The organism is Alcanivorax sp. (assembly GCF_002726155.1).
Lineage (GTDB): Bacteria > Pseudomonadota > Gammaproteobacteria > Pseudomonadales > Alcanivoracaceae > Alcanivorax.
The window spans coordinates 1-15,356 of the sequence record NZ_PBSH01000005.1 but is presented as its reverse complement, the minus strand read 5'-3'; the positions used below and the strand labels follow the sequence as shown (position 1 = coordinate 15,356).

19 protein-coding genes are annotated in these 15,356 nt (G+C 51.9%); 12 read left to right on the top strand and 7 right to left on the bottom strand.

The genetic code is table 11. The features are described from left to right. Positions 1-281 precede the first annotated feature (281 nt). Positions 282-1,490, top strand: a complete 1,209-nt coding sequence (locus tag CL546_RS01405; RefSeq protein ID WP_290492534.1) for a tyrosine-type recombinase/integrase — start codon at positions 282-284, stop codon at positions 1,488-1,490. A gap of 17 nt (positions 1,491-1,507) precedes the next feature. Here the strand turns inward: CL546_RS01405 and CL546_RS01400 are convergent, their stop codons facing one another. Then, complete coding sequence (locus CL546_RS01400; protein WP_290492533.1) at positions 1,508-2,800, bottom strand: LuxR family transcriptional regulator; 1,293 nt, start codon at positions 2,798-2,800, stop codon at positions 1,508-1,510. 87 nt (positions 2,801-2,887) lie between these two features. On the opposite strand from CL546_RS01400, the gene CL546_RS01395 reads away from it, so the two are divergent. Then, complete coding sequence (locus tag CL546_RS01395; RefSeq protein WP_272962701.1) at positions 2,888-3,118, top strand: helix-turn-helix transcriptional regulator; 231 nt, start codon at positions 2,888-2,890, stop codon at positions 3,116-3,118. Positions 3,119-3,122: 4 nt separating this feature from the next. After that, the gene (locus CL546_RS01390) at positions 3,123-4,034 is read left to right on the top strand and encodes a replication initiator protein A (RefSeq protein ID WP_272962700.1); all 912 of its coding nucleotides are present in this window, start codon (positions 3,123-3,125) and stop codon (positions 4,032-4,034) included. Positions 4,035-4,534: 500 nt separating this feature from the next. On the opposite strand, the gene CL546_RS01385 is transcribed toward CL546_RS01390, so the two are convergent. After that, the gene (locus CL546_RS01385) at positions 4,535-4,864 is read right to left on the bottom strand and encodes a hypothetical protein (RefSeq protein WP_290492531.1); all 330 of its coding nucleotides are present in this window, start codon (positions 4,862-4,864) and stop codon (positions 4,535-4,537) included. A gap of 259 nt (positions 4,865-5,123) precedes the next feature. Here CL546_RS01385 and CL546_RS01380 point away from each other — a divergent pair, with 259 nt between their 5' ends. The 8 genes from CL546_RS01380 to CL546_RS01345 all read left to right on the top strand — a co-directional run bounded on the left by CL546_RS01380 (position 5,124) and on the right by CL546_RS01345 (position 10,127). After that, positions 5,124-5,468 (top strand): plasmid mobilization protein, encoded by a 345-nt coding sequence (locus tag CL546_RS01380; RefSeq protein WP_290492529.1) that lies wholly within the window; start codon positions 5,124-5,126, stop codon positions 5,466-5,468. Between the two features lie 214 nt (positions 5,469-5,682). Continuing rightward, positions 5,683-6,483 (top strand): P-type conjugative transfer protein TrbJ, encoded by an 801-nt coding sequence (gene trbJ, locus CL546_RS01375; protein WP_290492528.1) that lies wholly within the window; start codon positions 5,683-5,685, stop codon positions 6,481-6,483. Beyond that, positions 6,480-6,629 (top strand): hypothetical protein, encoded by a 150-nt coding sequence (locus CL546_RS01370; protein WP_290492526.1) that lies wholly within the window; start codon positions 6,480-6,482, stop codon positions 6,627-6,629. Before trbJ ends, CL546_RS01370 begins: the two co-directional genes overlap by 4 nt. Further along, complete coding sequence (gene trbL / locus CL546_RS01365) at positions 6,626-7,882, top strand: P-type conjugative transfer protein TrbL (RefSeq protein WP_290492524.1); 1,257 nt, start codon at positions 6,626-6,628, stop codon at positions 7,880-7,882. The genes CL546_RS01370 and trbL overlap by 4 nt, the downstream gene beginning before the upstream one ends. 67 nt (positions 7,883-7,949) lie before the next feature. After that, complete coding sequence (locus CL546_RS01360) at positions 7,950-8,198, top strand: type I toxin-antitoxin system ptaRNA1 family toxin (protein ID WP_290492522.1); 249 nt, start codon at positions 7,950-7,952, stop codon at positions 8,196-8,198. Between the two features lie 137 nt (positions 8,199-8,335). Beyond that, a complete protein-coding gene (locus CL546_RS01355; protein WP_290492521.1) occupies positions 8,336-8,704 on the top strand; it encodes a hypothetical protein in 369 nt (122 codons plus the stop codon). A gap of 126 nt (positions 8,705-8,830) precedes the next feature. Beyond that, on the top strand, positions 8,831-9,094 hold the full coding sequence (locus tag CL546_RS01350) for a helix-turn-helix domain-containing protein (protein WP_366603326.1): 264 nt from the start codon (positions 8,831-8,833) through the stop codon (positions 9,092-9,094). Then, a complete protein-coding gene (locus CL546_RS01345) occupies positions 9,072-10,127 on the top strand; it encodes a hypothetical protein (protein ID WP_290492518.1) in 1,056 nt (351 codons plus the stop codon). The genes CL546_RS01350 and CL546_RS01345 overlap by 23 nt, the downstream gene beginning before the upstream one ends. 23 nt (positions 10,128-10,150) lie before the next feature. Here CL546_RS01345 and CL546_RS01340 read toward each other — a convergent pair whose 3' ends face one another. The 3 genes from CL546_RS01340 to cadR form a co-directional block, all read right to left on the bottom strand. Then, positions 10,151-11,899, bottom strand: a complete 1,749-nt coding sequence (locus tag CL546_RS01340; protein ID WP_290492517.1) for an Eco57I restriction-modification methylase domain-containing protein — start codon at positions 11,897-11,899, stop codon at positions 10,151-10,153. A gap of 462 nt (positions 11,900-12,361) precedes the next feature. Beyond that, entirely contained in the window at positions 12,362-12,511 is a 150-nt protein-coding gene (locus CL546_RS01335) for a type 2 periplasmic-binding domain-containing protein (protein WP_080530605.1), read from the bottom strand. A gap of 70 nt (positions 12,512-12,581) precedes the next feature. Further along, positions 12,582-12,992 (bottom strand): Cd(II)/Pb(II)-responsive transcriptional regulator, encoded by a 411-nt coding sequence (gene cadR / locus CL546_RS01330; RefSeq protein ID WP_290492514.1) that lies wholly within the window; start codon positions 12,990-12,992, stop codon positions 12,582-12,584. Between the two features lie 78 nt (positions 12,993-13,070). On the opposite strand from cadR, the gene CL546_RS01325 reads away from it, so the two are divergent. Continuing rightward, positions 13,071-13,976 carry a cation efflux transmembrane domain-containing protein gene (locus CL546_RS01325; protein WP_290492512.1) on the top strand — a complete coding sequence of 302 codons (906 nt, stop codon included), beginning with the start codon at positions 13,071-13,073 and terminating at the stop codon, positions 13,974-13,976. Between the two features lie 107 nt (positions 13,977-14,083). Here CL546_RS01325 and CL546_RS01320 read toward each other — a convergent pair whose 3' ends face one another. Together CL546_RS01320 and CL546_RS01315 are read right to left on the bottom strand one after the other, a co-directional pair. Then, on the bottom strand, positions 14,084-14,992 hold the full coding sequence (locus tag CL546_RS01320; protein WP_290492510.1) for a cation diffusion facilitator family transporter: 909 nt from the start codon (positions 14,990-14,992) through the stop codon (positions 14,084-14,086). A 108-nt stretch (positions 14,993-15,100) separates the two neighbouring features. Then, on the bottom strand, positions 15,101-15,356 hold a 256-nt coding region (locus CL546_RS01315), incomplete at its 5' end, for a DUF6316 family protein (RefSeq protein WP_290492508.1).

Below are 15,356 nucleotides of genomic sequence, written 5' to 3'. Positions count from 1 at the left end.
CAAGAGCATAAAATACTACCTAAGCCCGTGTAATTGCGGGCTTTTTTGTTTTTCTGTCTGGCATTGTCAGGCACCTTATGGCCACTCCAAGCACATTTTTTTCATGGCATTAATGTTGGTACTATCAGGCATCAATGCCATGACAAGGCCCTGATACCATGTAGTGTTTTCTCCGTTTTACATGGTATTGATTGGCCTTAACTTGCTGTTTATATTGGATTATTCGCCTTTTTTTCAGTGGTTTTCGAGCATGGTATCAAAACTGATGAAGAGCAGGACGAATGCTGACCGATACCAAGCTGCGTAATCTCAAGCCCAGGGATAGGCTCTACAAGGTAAATGACCGCGACGGCCTTTATGTGGCCGTCACTAAGGCGGGCTCCATCTCGTTTCGCTACAACTACTCCATCAATGGCAGGCAGGAGACCATCACCTTTGGTCGCTATGGCGTCGGTGGTATCACGCTGGCTGAAGCGCGTGAACGGCTTCATGAAGCCAAGAAGATGGTGGCAGACGGCAAATCTCCTGCGAAAGAAAAGGCCCGTGACAAAGCGCGGGTAAAGGGCGCTGAAACGTTTGATGCGTGGGCTCAAAAATGGCTACGCGGCTACCAAATGGCTGACTCGACCCGAGACATGCGCCGCTCTGTTTACGAGCGTGAACTCAAGCCAAAATTCGGTACTTGGAAGCTGGCAGAGATTACTCACGAGGACTTGCGGGCGCTGGTAGACGCTATTGTTGAGCGAGGGGCGCCGGCAACAGCAGTTCATGCACGTGAAATCGTGCTGCAGGTCTTTCGCTGGGCTATTGAGCGTGGTCAGAAGGTGGATAATCCCGCAAAGTTGGTGCGCTCATCATCTATCGCAAAATTTGAGCCACGAGATAGGGCGCTGACGCCTGAAGAGATCGGCTTGATGTACCAGTACTTGGAGCGTGTCGGCACAAGCCCGGCGTATCGGGCTGCGGCCAAGCTGCTTTTGCTGACAATGGTGCGTAAAAGCGAGCTGACGAATGCGACCTGGAGAGAGATCAACTTCAGTGAGGCTCTTTGGACAATCCCCAAAGAGCGGATGAAGCGAGGTAACCCGCACCTGGTGTTCCTGTCCCGGCAGGCTCTGGATATTTTCATTGCGCTAAAGACCTTTGCGGGAGGATCAGACTATGTGCTGCCGTCACGGTATGAGCCAGATACTCCGATGAGGGGGGCTACGCTCAACAAGATTCTGACGATGACCTATGAGGCAGCGCAAAAAGACGGGAAGCCGCTTTCCAAGTTTGGGCCGCATGATCTGCGTCGGACAGCCAGCACGCTGTTGCATGAGGCTGGCTACAACACCGACTGGATTGAAAAGTGCCTTGCGCATGAACAAAAGGGCGTTAGAGCAATCTACAACAAGGCAGAATACCGTGAGCAGCGCACCGAAATGCTGCAGGACTGGGCGGATATGATCGATGAATGGTCTATCGGGAAACCGCGATTGATGGAATGACTTCCGAACCCCCCTTATTATTGAGCCATTTTCCGAATTGCGAAGGTTGGGCTCTCTACTATCGGCGTGAGCCACGCCACGAGGCGCAATAAGCCTGGCAGCTCGCATTCCAGAGTTTGGCCAGCGTCTGGGCTGATTTGCGCTTCAGCTGCGAAGGTCGCAATGATCAATTTGGCCTGGCTGCTTTCTATAATGGTGCCAAGCTCTGCTTTAGACCGGTTCTCTCGTGTGAGCCAGAGTCTGCCATCAGGATTTAGCATGATGTCGGTTATGTTGGGATCATCTAGCCAGTCCATGATGCGTGGCTCAATATCGCGAATTTTTGTCCGAAACTCGTCATTGAATCCGGGGTGATGACTCGAACTCGCTGATATAGCGAGGAATTTCTCCGGGGTCGACGCTAAACTTTTTGATATCGATTGGCGACTAACGTTCAATATGGTTGCAATGTTTGATTGATTAAGGCCTTGCTGCTGGAGTACCAAAACCCGTTTCTTGTGATCCGATAATTTTGCGTCAACGATCCCACGAGCATGATTTCGCATTTCGGCCTTGTCGCCTGGCCGGAACCCGAATCGATGGACATATTGGTATATATACTGATCTACCAAAGGATCACCAGAGCTCGCTGAAAGCGTCTCATAATTCCTTGATTGCCGAGTGAGCCTGTCCAGTTCTAAATCGAACTTGGCGACCGACATTGATGCTGACTTGTATGCCGGATTCCATTTGCCGGTGGGCAACTTCACTCGATGCTCGTGACAATGGGTGCTGCTAAGCTGGAGTGTTGTTGATTTGTGGTATATGTCTACCGAATCACTGCCAGCTGCATATGCAGCGAGTTCGGATGGCTTTCCACAAAACCGGCAAAATTCTTGTGCACGGCGCTGACCATTCAGGCCCCTCACCTTGGTATGCCGAGCGCGCTTATCAGAGCAAGCCCATAGTAACTCGACTAATGTCTCCAAGGTGGCGACAAATGCTGGGTTGCTAAACGCTGGGTTACTCGATGCATTTTCGAACTCTCTAATCAAATTTCGCTGGGCGAGCTCCGCACCGACAGGCTTCGTTCTGACAATCTCGCTGAGTGGCCCATCCTGTCCTGAGCCAAGGATGTAAGGCAGATAGTTTCGCGGAATTTTCTTCGCGTATTCGGATAAGGCAGGATCGATGATCTCCTCTAGCAGTCCAGCAAGAGGCTTGCTCTTCGAACGGTTGGAATATTGACGCCATCGATCCTGGAGGTTCTCAATAGCCGCCGAGATGATCGGATTACATCCTGGCACAATTTGGATACGGTGATTTTCCATGTCAACCAATGTATCCAATCATTCTGTCTACGGCAACGGGAACTGCTGGGCACCATAAAGCCTTCAGAAACATTTGGAGGCAGAAAAATGGAAACCATGACCAGCAAGAGACTGATCAATAAAAAAACGCTCCTGAAGATGATCCCGCTGGCGTCACGGACAATTTTTAACATGGAGCAGCGAGGTGACTTCCCGCGCCGGATCGCATTGACTAGCAGAAATGTGGCATGGGATTTGGCCGAGGTTGAGGAGTGGATTGAGGAGCGCAAGTCGTCTGGCATTCAAGCCAGCCGGCCTGGTTACACCGTAGAGGGTTAACAGAATGGCCCTACTGCCGGAGCGGAACCGGCAAGGCGACTTCTTTGTAGCCGATATACTGGACGTAGCCCCTAAAGACGACATGGTCAGCATGGAGCACCCGTTGTTCGCCTTGAAGGCCGGCGACAAACGCATTCGTAATTATGAACGAAGCGGTAACACTGTCACCGTGCTTCCTGGAGCAACTGGGCGTGCGACTATCCACGACAAAGATCTATGGATCTATTGTATCAGCCAGGTGGTGGAGGCTAAGAACCGGGATCGGGAAACTTCGCGTACGATTCGCTTTGTCATGCATGACTTTCTGACCGTTACTAACCGGCCAACATCTGGGATCGGTTATCAGCGGGCTGCAGACATGCTGCGCCGGCTCAGTGGTACGCGTATTGAAACCAATATAAAGACAAATGGCCGGCGCGAGCGGCGAGGATTTGGTTTGGTCGATTCTTGGCGTGTTGTGGAGAAGTCACCAAATGATAGCCGGATGGTTGCGGTAGAGGTGACGCTGCCTGAATGGTTGTTTCGGTCGGTCGAGGCCATGCAGGTGTTAACGTTGAGTCGCGATTACTTCCGGCTACGAAAGGCGCTTGATCGTCGTATCTATGAGTTGGCCCGTAAACACTGCGGAAACCAACCGCATTGGCGTGTAAAGCTTGCCACACTCTTGGAGAAAAGCGGCAGCACAGCTTCACTCCGGGAGTTTCGCAGGGGTATCAAAGTCCTAGCCGAAAGCGGGGCTCTGCCCGGCTATCTCCTGGCCTACGATGCCGATCGAGACCTCGTAACCTTTTACGCCGCTGGCCCCGAGGGAAGGCGAGCCGAGATCAATGACATACTTGACGGACGGCCTCATGCTCCTGTCATCGCTCACCAAGCCCAACATAAACGCAGGCAAGCAAAGCGCAAGCGTGTGTAAAGGTACGTGCTTTGGGGTTCTTGTGGATAACCGGGTGGCCTGTGAATTGGCATGTACTTTCACACACGCTAACCCTGTGAATTGGCTTGTACTATCACACACACCCACCTTCGTACTTTCACACACAAGCACTTTTTGGAAACCTAGTAACGACAAGGGCTGTATGGGCGACCGCTGCGCCGTAACGCGCGCGCGCGATTTAACTTAAATATATTCTTTAACGCTTGGTAGGCTTGGCGGCCAGTTAACGGGATGCCGCGTATCGTTAACCGTTTTACGCCTACCGGCGCACCCTCCCTCCACTCGTTCCTTGCTTCGCCCGGCCTGCGGCTGCCTGATAATGCGCGGCCAAAGGCCGCAAAAGCTCTTTTTTAGCGCCTTCGGCGCGGGAGCGGGATCAAGAGAGAAAGCGCAGCAGAAAGGAATAGAGGCCGCTTGGTGAAGGTTAATCAGTAAAAGGGGTTTCCGGGGCCACTAACCGGTAGGAGAGCTTGGCGTCATCACCAGGGCTGGAGCCTGGCTTTGGCCTCAAGGTAGTTCTGAAAAACAGAATCGTAGCGTTTATCAATTTCTGCAGCCTCAGCCAAAGACGCCTGCGCCTGGGCCAAATTTTCAGCCTCAGCCTGCGTCCTTACACCTGCTCGGCTTCTCTCTGGGCTTTGCGAAGGCGAAGCCGTTTTTGCATTCTCTTCAGATCGCGCTTTGACTCTTGCCGCAGTGATTCGATCTCGGATGGCGTCAACGGATTGAGCCGCTTTGAGGTGCCCGGCTTCGCCTTGGGTGAGCTGATCGATTCCATAGCCAAACTCCTGTTTCCAGTATTCATCCATCGCAGCGCCATAGATGCAAATTTGGCGGACTTGGGTGAATGCTGTTTTTTCGCTGTTGGATCGCTTTTTTAGCGCTTCTGGAAGCCTATTTTTATCCGATATCCAGCGGATAACGCTGTTTTTTCGCTGCTATCCCGTGATTTCCCTTTAACCAAGGCTATCAGCATTGAATAAGCGTGGAAATAGCGGGCTTTGCTTGAAGCGTGCGACACTCAACCTTGGAGTAAAAGTGGTTTAAACAAGGGCAGGATAGGTGAAGGTGGCCACCCTGATAAATCAGGGCGACCACTTCACATCCCTAATTCGCAACAAGTGCTCAACGGGTCCTGCTCTGCGAGGCAGCGGCTACCGCCGCAAAGGAGAAGTCGTGTCGATAACTAGAAAGTCAGTCGAGCCGATAAAGGTTCTGGTTCTCCCAGAAGAAAAGAAGGCCATAGGAGACAAAGCTAAAAGTGCAGGCCTCAGTGTTTCCACTTATCTGCGGAATGTGGGCCTTGGGACGCCAGTGATAGGAGTGGCGGATCAGGAGGCTGTACTGGAGCTAGTGAAGATCAATGCCGACCTGGGCCGGCTTGGAAGCAACGATCATAGAGGCGATGCGTGAGATTAAGGCGGCTCAGGCATTGCTGTTTCAAAAGGCATCCGAGTTGTGATTTTAGCCGCTAAAGGTTTCCGATGATTACCAATCGTCCTCCATAAGCCAGATGGCCAAAGGCAGCGTTGGTCAGCATTGACAACCAATGCCTCCAATCATTCTGTCTACAGTAGATGGAACTGCTGGGCACCATAAAGCCTTCAAGAACAATTGGAGGAAAAGAATGGAATCAAGGAAGCAAAATAAGCCGATAAAAACTTTAGCGGCTAAAGTCGCCCTCACTCTGGCTCTGATCAGCGGCAGTTTTTCGTCACCGGCCCTAGCCGGCATTCCTACCTTTGACGCTACCAACGTCATTCAAACCACGATTAACGCCATGGAATCTGTTTCGCAGACCTTGCAGCAGATTGAGCAGTATCAGACGCAAATCCAGCAATACGAGAACCAGTTGCAAAACACCGCCGGGCCGGATGTCTATTTGTGGGATCAGGCTCAGGGAACTGTGGCCGATTTGCTTGGCGCAACGGATGCTTTAGAGCGTTACAAACAGCAGTTGGGCAGCCTTGATGAGTTCATGTCGGTCTATCAGGACGTGGACTATTACGGCAATTCTCCCTGTTTCACTGCTGAGGGCTGTTCCGAACAAGAACAGGCGATGATGGAGCGTAACCGAGGCTTGGCCAGCCAGGGGCAGAAGCAAGCTAATGACGCAATGCTAAAAGGACTGGATCAGCAACAGGAGGCCTTGCGTAATGATGCCCGCCGCCTGGAGAAGCTGCAGAGCAGTGCCCAGGGCGCTGATGGCCAAATGCAGGCATTGGGCTTCGCTAACCAGTTCGCCAGCCAGCAAGCTAATCAGCTATTACAGATCCGTGGAATGCTCGCTGCCCAACAAACAGCAATGGTGGCCCGGATGCAGGCAGAGGCCGACAGGGAGGCGCAAGAAACCGCCGCTCGGCATCACCTCTACGAAGGCATGACTACGCCAACAGACCGTTCGAAAAGCCAGGAGTTTAAACCATGAAGATTTTGCTGAAGGTGGCCCTCTTGTGCTTGATGAGTCTGGTTTCGGGTTGTGGTGATGACAATGAGAACCAGAAGGAAAATGACGTTTGGGAGGGTATTTCTGACCCGGTAGATCGCTCAAAGAGCAAGGAGTTTCAACCATGAAAGCAATGCTCTCAAGGATGCTAATTGCAGGACCACCGTTACTCCTGTCTCAATCTTCCTTTGCTGCGGTTGAAAAAGAAGGGGTCCTTAACGAGGTCGCGGCAAGGTACCTAGAGGCCAGTGCCACCTGGGGAAGTGTTATTACTGGCTATGCGGAATGGTTGTTCTGGACGCTAGCCGTTATCTCGATGGTGTGGACGTTTGGTTTTATGGCCTTACGCCAGGCTGACCTTGGTGAGTTCTTCTCTGAGTTTATTCGGTTCACAATTTTTACCGGCTTTTTTTACTGGCTTTTGAGTAACGGCCCGGATATGGCGATGGCTATTATTCGATCACTCTCTATTGTCGGAGGGGAGGCATCGGGCATGGGGCGCAGCTTATCACCTTCAACGCCGATTGATATTGCTTTCGACATCCTGGCGAAGGCCGGTAAAAGCTACGAGTGGAGTAGTCCCATCGACAACCTGTCCATATTTTTGATTACGCTTGCCATTCTGGCGTGTCTGGCGGTGGTCGCAGCTAATGTACTGTTGGCCATGCTCACTGCTTACATCCTGGCGTATGCCGGCATTTTTGTACTTGGATTTGGTGGCTCGAAGTGGACTAGCGACATTGCTCTTAATTACTTTCGGGCAGTAATCGGCATTGGTTTAAAGCTGATGGCCATGACCCTAATGATTGGTATCGGCGTCTCCATCCTGGACGGCTACCACCATAGTCTTTCAGAGAACGCCACCATCACTGAGCTGATGGTGGTCTTTGTTGTGTGCCTGGTGCTGGTAATCCTGATCAATACCGTTCCCAACGTGATTGCAGGTCTGATTCCCGGTGGAGGTTCCGCAGGTGCTGCCGGTAGCTCGTTTGGCGCTGGTACGCTTGTTGGAGCTGCTGTGGGCGCAGGGGCTATGGCGGCAGGCGGTGCGGGGCTTGCGGTTAGGGGAGCAATGGCAACATCAAGAGGTGCGTCGGGAGCTGGCAGTGCAATAAAAGCAGCGGTTGCAGCAGCTCAGACAGACCAAATTACCAAGACCCAAAGCGCTGCTCCGGCTATGGGTAGCAAGCAATCTACCTTTTCCGAAAAGATGAATCAGGGGATAGGAACCGCTGCTAGTGCTGCTGGGCATTTGAGACAAGGCATAAGCCAAGTCAGGTCTGAAAACCGACAGGCAGCTATTTCTAAAACGGCAGGGGGCAGGGTGGCAGATGCCATCAAGGCCCAGTTTGAAGACAAGAAGCCCGAAGACGACGAGTAAGCAAGTGTGCCGACCGGCATGGCGCGCCGGTCGGCACTCTCCTAACCCACCTGCCAAGAGGTGAATTATGAGAAAGAGGAAGGCTATCGAATTTAACCATGCCGTGCACCAGGCGGCGAAAGCCTTTGCTGCAATGGACTATCTCGAACAGGAAGATGCCCAAGAGATCGGCGCTCTGGCCCTGGCAATCATCGAGGCGTGCATGGTGGTGAATTACCAGGCTGGCACAGGCTTAGCATCCAGGGCTGATTTTCACGGCGCGGCTGTTTTTGTTAGGCGGAAATTGATGGCAGAGCCCGAGATCGCTTATCGGTGAAGTAATCACAGACGCTTGTCCCATCGGTTGATGGGGTGGGGCTCCGCTTACAGGAGCAGGGAGCCCCCATTGCTCTGATTCTCAAGTATTTAGCTTATATGCTACAAAGTGCATTGGTTGATTGGAGGTTTGTTCGAATGGGGAAACTTACAGAGGAAGAAATTGAGCGATTGAGTAAGCGGCAGTACGGACGAAATCTCCTAACGCAGGAAGAAATAGATGATTTGCGCCAGGAGATGGAGCGGGATGGAAAGTGGGTTCGTATAGAAATTCAGCGCCTTGCGGCTGCGAGCTACCGAGAACAGCGCCCGGATTGTCAGGGTGGAATTGTGCTGATCTGGAGAGGCAAGGGGTTTGGCTGGAGGAGTCAGCTGGGTGATGCCCGCTATGAACGACCAGGAACTCACGCCGTGGATAGTCAAGGAGGAGTGTTCAAGGTCGAAGTCCGAGACGACGGGGAGGGTGTATATGAGTGGGTGCCCGTGGGTAAACCTGTAGGGCTTTAGCCGCTAAAGTTTTCCAAATTCCATCCCCGCCAGCATTGATAAGCCTGGCTACTTATAGTCTGTAGACTCAAAGGCATCATTTCTCGGAAGCTGTCTCGACACAAGTATTCACACTAGTTGGGGCATATGAGCGAAAGGCAGCTTAGAAAGCCTAGCCGAGAGTTGATGGATATTCTTGCGGATAACCTCCGTGCCTATAGAAAATCCAAACACCTTTCTCAGGAAGAGCTCGCCGATATGTGCGACCTACACCGGACCTATGTGGGTTCGGTAGAGAGGGGGGAGCGCAATGTTACCCTCAGCTCATTGGAGACCTTGGCCTCTGCTCTTGGTGTGAGTGTTCCGGAACTCCTTACCAAGAGAGCATTTGAAGATGACGATATACGATAATAGCCCGGAGAGATATGCCGAGGCGATTCGTCAGAGCGGACTATCAATCTACGATCCTATCGAGATCGGAGATCCGGAACTTTGGATTCCTACCCCTGAGTTGGAGCAACTACTTAACGCTTCCATGGTTGGTGTGTCGCTAGAAGGTCTGCCCCTGCGAACTCGCTCTAAAGTTGTGAAGGAGCATGTATGCCGGGCTCTCGGTTACCCTGTGCCGTCCAGTTTCCGGAAAACGCAGCCACGCTTTCCTGGGCAGTTCTTCGACACGTACACTCAAAAATCAAACAATCTCCAGGTCTGGAATGAAGAGCTTGCGCCAGCTCGGCGCTATGTGATTCTTCGTGTTTCAGAAGGAGACCTAATTACAAAGGTGAAAGTTGTCACAGGTGATTCCTTGGCTTTGCTGGATACAACGGGCACGCTTACGCAGAAGTATCAAGCCCGCTTGATTCCTGGTGAGGCCCAGTCTGAATTGATTTCTGACGTGGATACAGGGCTTCTGCGTCCCTTTGTGCAAGAAGGCGTTAATCTAGCCGCAGTGAGTCCGGTGAGTCACCCTCGAGCAGGCCAGTTGCAACCTATTAATGAGATTTTTGAGCGACTGGAAGGGCTTGTGGGGGAGAGCTTCCCGGATTCCGGATATGATCAGGAGCGAAATCGCGGTGCGGCGCTGCATAGACTGGTATGCCAGCATTTGGGTTATGATGACTACAGGGATGATGGGCGGTTCCCTGACGTGAGAAATCAGCTTCTTGAAGTGAAATTGCAAACGTCTCCAACCATCGATCTTGGCTTGGTGTGTCCGGATAGCGAGGAAGCTCTGGATGTGCCAAAGATTGAAGGTTGGCAAATCCGTCACTGTGATGTCCGCTATGCGTTGTTCTATGCCTTGACGGATGGTCAGAGGGTCACGTTGACGCACCTATTCTTGAGCACTGGTGAAAAGTTTTTTACGCGATTTCCTCAATTCCAGGGAAAAGTACTGAACAAGAAGCTCCAGATACCTCTCCCTGCCGACTTTTTTGGGGGGTAAAGAGGTTATAACTGTGAGGCATATCAAACTCTAGTCGGGTCTGCTGCGCTGCCAGTCATGGCCTCCCAAATCATCGTATTGAGCTCTTTCTGGAGCTGTTCGGCTTCAGGCGATGGGGTTTTTTCGTATATTAATTTAGCTTTATCGACGATGGCTTTGCTAAGGGGAGTCTCTGGATCTGGCAGGGGAAAGTTCTCAACGTACTGCGTGATAAACCGACGTCGACCGGAATAGAGCTTGTTGTTAAACCGAAGATCGTAGAAGCGTTCGATGAACGTAGAGTTCCCGACCGCAGCCGCAAGCCATAGCAGTTCAGTTTGGGTGGGATTCTGGCTTATTAGCCAGTAGCAATCGCCGTTAACAACTGAGCCGTCCAGGTCGACCCAAAAGGTCGGCTCTTCGGCGATATCGCGGAAAACGAGCTTGGGTTCGCTCCATGCGTCCGGGTCCTGGGGTACCCAGACCTCATACCATTCCCGTCCCGCTTTAATGACATATTTTCGCCCTTCAAGGGTATGGCGATGCTTATCAAGATAGTCTTTGCTGCGGGGATACGTTTCAAGGTTAATGGCTCGGCGGCGGCCTTGCACAACCTCATGGGTATACAGAATCTGACTTGGCCGATCAGGCATGAGAGGCTTAAAACGGCGAGCGATGTGGTGGGTGGTTAGAGGTTTGAGAAGCTCAGGTCTTTCAGCTGCGGGCATATCCTCCCAATCTTTACGGATATAAATCTTGTCGGCGCAGGTTTTGACGCCGACGCGGATTTTTCCGATATCCCGGAACGTTCCCCAGGTATGATTTTCTACTGTCGTCAGCCAGGCATCAGCAGTGTCCGTAGCAATACGCCAAACGCCGCTAGATGTTCCATTGGTGTCTAGCTTTCCATGCTGAACGTGGAAGCACCGGCCATCGCTGACTTCGATAATGCCTTCATGGGACAGTGCCGTGATGGGATTAGTGCTGGTCTTGGTTGCTTGAGCGTCGGTCTGATAGATTGATGAGAAAGCGGGAGGGACTGTTTTTTGTCCTTCCTTTCCTTCGACAAGTAAAACGGCTGGAAGAACTGCAGCACCAAAGAGTTTGGTGTCACCCAAGTCCCAGGTGTGGCGAATATTGAAACGGTCGAAAAGAGCTTGGCGGATAGCTGTGCCAGACTTGGTTGTCATGAAGCGATTGGAGACAATGATCCCCGCTATACCTTCCGGCTGCAGCACTTGAGACATCCCAAGAATGAATGCGTAATAAAGGTCAACGCGGCCTGAGAGCCCAAACTGCTCTGCGAGAAGCTGTGCCTGGACGGTGCCCATGATCTGGGTTCGGACATAAGGGGGGTTTGCGATGATGAGGTCGTAAGCCTCGGGTGTGTTAGCGTGGAATAGACTGCCTTGGTCGTCAGCTCCGAAATTCTCAAGGGCAAATTCAAGGAAATTACTATCCTCGAAATGAAAGGCTACTCCCGGAAACCTTGCTTCAAGACGCTTTGTGGCGATATGAAGTGCCTCTGGATCGGTTTCAAAACCATAGACTTGAATATCCAGCTCTGGTTGGTCTGGAATGTGTTCAAGAAGGCTAACCAGAAGTTCGCCGTGTCCGATTGCGGGGTCCAGGATGCGGAGTGGGCGTTCGGATGGGCGCAGGAGCCTTTGACTGGCTGTCTCAACGATCTGTTGAGCAACGAAGTCAGCTAGAACTTTAGGTGTGTAGGTTGCTCCGCCAGACTTCTCTCGGGTAACGGCTTCGTATCGCTTTGTAGGCTGGAGTGCTTCCATATCTTTGTTTGCCTTGAGGGATCTATGTGAGCGGTAATGCTACTTATAGTCATCCATGTGTGTGTGCATGTCAATGCCGCATTGGGTACTGACAGGCAGTTCGCTGAGTGCCTCACGTTGATTCGGTATTGCTGTTGTTGTGGGAAGGGGCAAGTGTGCCTGATGTCGGGAAGTGAAGGGGGCAGGAATGGTGCTCCTTACTTGCTTTGGTTGTATTTTGGGCTAATTGGTGAGTTGTTTGGATGGGTATTGGTATTTTTCATGGTATTGATTGGTTTTTTTATTATATGTAATTGTTTTTATTTATAAAAATAAACCAATTGATAATTGAGTGGGAGTGACCAGCAACAACAGGCACTCCCTGGTAACGTCTGGCAATGACAGGCATTAATACAACCCAGCGCCATTGCTGGGTTGTATGTTTTTGGACTTTGATTAATTATCTGGAATTACCCGGTTTTTCTATTTGAACCTCAGTGCATCCACCAGCAAGCGAAACAGCGGGGATGATTGACGGCGACTCGGGTAATACAGGTAATAGCCGTCATAGGTGGTAAACCAGTCATTCAACAGACTAACCGGTTTTCCGCTGTGCAGTTCTTCTCTCACCATTGCGGTCGGCACCCACGCTGGAAAAATGCACCTGTTACAGAACGTTCAGGAGAGTTTTTGGAACCGGGTGTCAGCCGCTCGAAACCGGAGTAGCCGACAAATTCCGCAATATGCCGCATTGCTCGACTGTCCGACGGTTTGAACAGCTGCGGCGCAGCATTCTCAGTTGCTCGTTCAGCCTGGTGAGNTCCTGGATACGCGCCTCCACCTGCTCGATANGCCTATCCATCATCCGATTCACNTCATCACATTGTGCGCCGGGGGAACGGCTTAATCCCAATAATTGCCGGATCTCCGGCAAACTGAGATCCAGGCTGCGACAGTGCTTGATGAACAGTAATTGCTCAACGGCAACTTCATCGTACAGGCGAAAATTACCTTCACTGCGTTCTGCGGAGGCAATCAATTGTTCCTTTTCATAATGCCGGATGGTTTGCACGGAGCAGCCAGTCACTTTCGACAGTTCGCCGATTTTTATCATCTCTCAATATTCCGATTGACTCTATAGTTGTTATAGAGTTTATAGTGACCGTCTGTACATTCTCAAGGGCTTTTTTCGATGTCTGACCCGTGTAATGACAACTGCCAGAGCAACAAGATTGCCAGTGCCCCCACTTCTGGGATAGCGAATACTGATACGGCTTTTCAACATGGCTATGTCAGTGACTACCGGGTACCAAAAATGGACTGCCCGTCGGAAGAGGGGATGATCCGCATGGCCTTGGACAGTATTGAGCCCCGGGTTTTACTGGAGTTCGATACACCGAATCGGAAGGTGCGGGTATTCCATGGCGACAATGGGGCTGCCATCGAGGAGAGGATGCGCTCCCTGGGGCTGGGTGCCACGCTCGAAAAAACCACCCCGGTGGGGGAAGAGGATTTAGTCCTGGCCAGGGAGAAGGAAGAGGCAACCGCCCAGGTCGAAGCCGGTATTCTGAAGTGGTTGCTGGCCATCAACGGCGTTATGTTCGTGATTGAACTGACGGTAGGCTGGCTGGCGCAATCCACTGGCTTGATCGCGGATTCTCTAGACATGTTTGCTGATGCCGCCGTCTACGGCGTGGCACTGTATGCCGTTGGACACAGTGTGCGGATGAAGCTGCGCGCTGCGCATTTTTCAGGCTGGCTGCAGTTGATTCTGGCGCTGGGAGTCCTGGCTGAAGTCGGGCGGCGATTTGTCTTCGGCAGCGAACCTGTATCCGCGTTAATGATGGGTTTTGGTGTTGTGGCCCTGGCGGCCAACGTCTGGTGTCTGGTGCTTATCGCAAGAAACCGGCACGGCGGCGCACACATGAAAGCAAGTTGGATCTTTTCCGCTAATGATGTCATCGCCAATGTGGGGGTTATCGTCGCCGGTGTATTGGTCGCCTGGACGGGCTCCCGTCATCCCGACCTGGTCATTGGTCTGATCATCGGGCTGATTGTGCTGAATGGCGCCTGGCGTATTCTGCAACTGCGCTATTAGTCTCTGGCTCTTTCTCGCTGCTCGGATTCATGTCGGCAGAATTCCGCGCCTGGGCGGCCTATTGAAATAGTCTCCGCTCTCGCCGGTGCTTGCGGAGAACATCTCTCTTAACCATGCCCATAGGTGTGGGTATCCTTGTGCATGTGGTCCGGGTGTTCGAATTCCAGTGTCGAATGACTGATATTGAATTCCTGCGCCAGAGCCTGTTTTATCCTGTACTTGATATTCTCAAGCTGATCCCATGCACTTTCCTCGATAATCACATGAGCTTCCAGCGAGGCATCGTGTTCGCCCATCTGCCAAAAATGCACATGGTGAAGGTCGACAACGCCCTCAATGTTGGACAGGGCAACAATGACGGCATCGGTATCGATATCCACCGGGCTGCCCAGCATGAGGGTTCTGATAGTACCGCCGATTTCTGTCAGACCCAGGTAGAGAATGTAGCCCGCGATGCCGATGGTGATGGCAGGATCAACCCAGCGCATGTCGTAGAGTAAAATAAGCGCCCCGCCAATAACCACGGCGACCGACGCCAGTGCATCCGACAGATTGTGAAGAAACAGTGCACGGATATTGACGCTGCCTTTCTGCATCGAATACGTGAGTAACGCTGTTAATGCATCCACGACCAGGGCGATACCGCCAAGCCAGACGACCCACCAGCCCTTTACCTCTGGAGGATCAATGATCCGCATGCCACCTTCGTAGATCAGATAGATCCCGATAATGATCAATGTGGTGTAGTTGATGAGGGCTGCAACGATTTCAATGCGGCCGTAGCCAAAGGTCATCTTTGCGTCAGCCGGGCGGCGCGCAATTTTCTGCGCCGCGAACGCGATGACAAGCGATGCCATATCAGAGAAGTTATGCAAGGCGTCCGCGATAAGGGCGAGACTGCCGGCAAAGATACCTCCCCCAATCTGAGCCAGGGTCAGGATCCCGTTCGCCCAGATGGCGATGGCAACGCGTTTATCCTTGGTCTCGGGGGGTATATGCACATGGTCGTGACTCATTGGGTTAACCTAGTTGGTGGCTATTTATAAAGAGGCATCTGCTGTATTCAGCTTACTCTGTGCCTGGTCGCCTGTACCTTGGCGACTTTGTGGATTTTGGGCCATTGGCTACTCATCCATTTTGACAGTTTTCAGGAGTTCCGCAAGGCTGTCTTCGGCCGCTTTTTTGTTCGGGAATGGCCCGATATTTTGACCTTCACGGGTTAAAAAATACCAGTCACTGTTGATGGCGTGGATGCGATGTGTTCGAAAGGGTGAGGCTTCTTTCAAGTCATCTATTCGTTGCTTGGGTGGATCGTTCATAGTCTTTCCAGGATATAAACCGCAATAAAAGAACATTGAAAAAATCATGGGGAGATTCCCC

Excerpts from the sequence above, each read along its gene's own strand:
- CL546_RS01405 (WP_290492534.1), top strand. The coding sequence starts at position 282 with ATGCTGACCGATACCAAGCTGCGTAATCTCAAGCCCAGGGATAGGCTC.
- CL546_RS01400 (WP_290492533.1), bottom strand. The coding sequence starts at position 2,800 with ATGGAAAATCACCGTATCCAAATTGTGCCAGGATGTAATCCGATCATC.
- CL546_RS01395 (WP_272962701.1), top strand. The coding sequence starts at position 2,888 with ATGGAAACCATGACCAGCAAGAGACTGATCAATAAAAAAACGCTCCTG.
- CL546_RS01390 (WP_272962700.1), top strand. The coding sequence starts at position 3,123 with ATGGCCCTACTGCCGGAGCGGAACCGGCAAGGCGACTTCTTTGTAGCC.
- CL546_RS01385 (WP_290492531.1), bottom strand. The coding sequence starts at position 4,864 with ATGGATGAATACTGGAAACAGGAGTTTGGCTATGGAATCGATCAGCTC.
- trbJ (WP_290492528.1), top strand. The coding sequence starts at position 5,683 with ATGGAATCAAGGAAGCAAAATAAGCCGATAAAAACTTTAGCGGCTAAA.
- CL546_RS01370 (WP_290492526.1), top strand. The coding sequence starts at position 6,480 with ATGAAGATTTTGCTGAAGGTGGCCCTCTTGTGCTTGATGAGTCTGGTT.
- trbL (WP_290492524.1), top strand. The coding sequence starts at position 6,626 with ATGAAAGCAATGCTCTCAAGGATGCTAATTGCAGGACCACCGTTACTC.
- CL546_RS01360 (WP_290492522.1), top strand. The coding sequence starts at position 7,950 with ATGAGAAAGAGGAAGGCTATCGAATTTAACCATGCCGTGCACCAGGCG.
- CL546_RS01355 (WP_290492521.1), top strand. The coding sequence starts at position 8,336 with ATGGGGAAACTTACAGAGGAAGAAATTGAGCGATTGAGTAAGCGGCAG.
- CL546_RS01350 (WP_366603326.1), top strand. The coding sequence starts at position 8,831 with ATGAGCGAAAGGCAGCTTAGAAAGCCTAGCCGAGAGTTGATGGATATT.
- CL546_RS01340 (WP_290492517.1), bottom strand. The coding sequence starts at position 11,899 with ATGGAAGCACTCCAGCCTACAAAGCGATACGAAGCCGTTACCCGAGAG.
- CL546_RS01335 (WP_080530605.1), bottom strand. The coding sequence starts at position 12,511 with ATGGTGAGAGAAGAACTGCACAGCGGAAAACCGGTTAGTCTGTTGAAT.
- CL546_RS01325 (WP_290492512.1), top strand. The coding sequence starts at position 13,071 with ATGTCTGACCCGTGTAATGACAACTGCCAGAGCAACAAGATTGCCAGT.
- CL546_RS01320 (WP_290492510.1), bottom strand. The coding sequence starts at position 14,992 with ATGAGTCACGACCATGTGCATATACCCCCCGAGACCAAGGATAAACGC.